The following is a 1,497-nucleotide window of genomic DNA, read 5'->3' as shown; positions in this document are numbered from 1 at the left end:
GCGAGGTGCTGGATCGCACCCGAGATGCCGACCGCGACGTACAGTTGCGGCGCGACGATCTTGCCCGTCTGGCCGACCTGATAGTCGTTCGGCACGAAGCCCGCGTCGACGGCCGCGCGCGAGGCGCCGAGCGCCGCGCCGAGCTTGTCGGCCAGCGGTTCCAGCACTTTCGTGTAGTTTTCGCCGCTGCCTAGACCCCGGCCACCCGACACGATGATCTTCGCGCTAGTCAGTTCCGGACGATCGAGCTTCGTCACTTCGCGGCTCACGAACTGCGAGATGCCTGCGTCGGCTGCCGCTTCGATCTGCTCGACCGCTGCGCTGCCGCCAACGGCGGCGACCGCGTCGAAGCCGGTCGAGCGCACGGTGATGACCTTGACCGGATCTTGAGACTGAACCGTCGCGATCGCGTTGCCCGCGTAGATCGGACGCTCGAACGTGTCGGCGCTATCCACGGCCGTGATGTCGCTGATCTGCGCGACGTCGAGCTTCGCGGCGATACGCGGCGCGATATTCTTGCCGTAGGCGGTGGCCGGCGCGAGGATGTGCGTGTAGTGCTTCGCCGCATCTTGCACCAGCGTCAGCACCGTTGCTTCGACGTTTTCCGCGAGGCCTGCGGCGAGTTGCGGCGCGTCGGCAAGCAGCACCTTCGAAACGCCTGCGATCTGCGCTGCGGCGTCGGCCGCGGCCTGCGCGTTGTGACCCGCGACCAGCACGTGAATATCACCGCCGATCTTCTGTGCCGCGGCGATCGTGTTCAGCGTCGCGGCCTTGATCGACGCATTGTCGTGTTCTGCAATTACCAGGTTCGTCATTTCTTGGGTCTCCTCACAGCACCTTGGCTTCGCTCTTCAGCTTCTCGACCAGCGTCTTCACGTCCGGCACCTTCACACCGGCGGAGCGCTTCGGCGGCTCGGCGACTTTCAGCGTCTTCAGACGCGGCGTGACATCGACGCCGAGCTCCTCGGGCTTGAGCGTTTCCAGCGGCTTCTTTTTCGCCTTCATGATGTTCGGCAACGTCACGTAGCGCGGCTCGTTCAGGCGCAGATCGGTGGTGACCACAGCGGGCAGCGTCAGCGACAGCGTTTCCGCGCCGCCGTCCACTTCACGCGACACCGTTGCCTTGCCGTCCGCCACGACCACCTTCGACGCGAACGTCGCCTGCGGCAGATTCGCGAGCGCGGCGAGCATCTGGCCGGTCTGGTTGGAGTCGTCGTCGATGGCCTGCTTGCCGAGGATCACCAGCTGCGGCTGCTCCCTGTCGACCAGCGCCTTGAGCAGCTTCGCGACCGCGAGCGGCTGCAGGTCTTCGTTCGATTCGATCAGGATCGCGCGGTCCGCGCCGATCGCAAGCGCCGTGCGCAGCGTTTCCTGCGCCTGCGTCACACCGGCCGACACGGCGATCACCTCGGTCGCGACGCCCGCTTCCTTCAGACGCACGGCTTCTTCCACCGCGATTTCGTCGAACGGGTTCATCGACATTTTCACGTTCGCGAT

General features: G+C 65.5%; 2 protein-coding genes. Both read right to left on the bottom strand.

Annotated elements, in window-relative coordinates:
• On the bottom strand, positions 1-815 hold an 815-nt coding region (locus F6X42_RS42595), incomplete at its 3' end, for an electron transfer flavoprotein subunit alpha/FixB family protein (RefSeq protein WP_187639727.1).
• Between the two features lie 13 nt (positions 816-828).
• Positions 829-1,497, bottom strand: a 669-nt coding sequence (locus tag F6X42_RS42590) for an electron transfer flavoprotein subunit beta/FixA family protein (RefSeq protein ID WP_187639726.1), incomplete at its 5' end; no start/stop codon positions are given.

It is taken from the genome of Paraburkholderia podalyriae (assembly GCF_014397785.1).
In the GTDB taxonomy this organism is placed as follows: domain Bacteria; phylum Pseudomonadota; class Gammaproteobacteria; order Burkholderiales; family Burkholderiaceae; genus Paraburkholderia; species Paraburkholderia podalyriae.
Note: the sequence above shows the minus strand (reverse complement) of the source record. Positions and strands in the feature narration are given on the sequence as shown.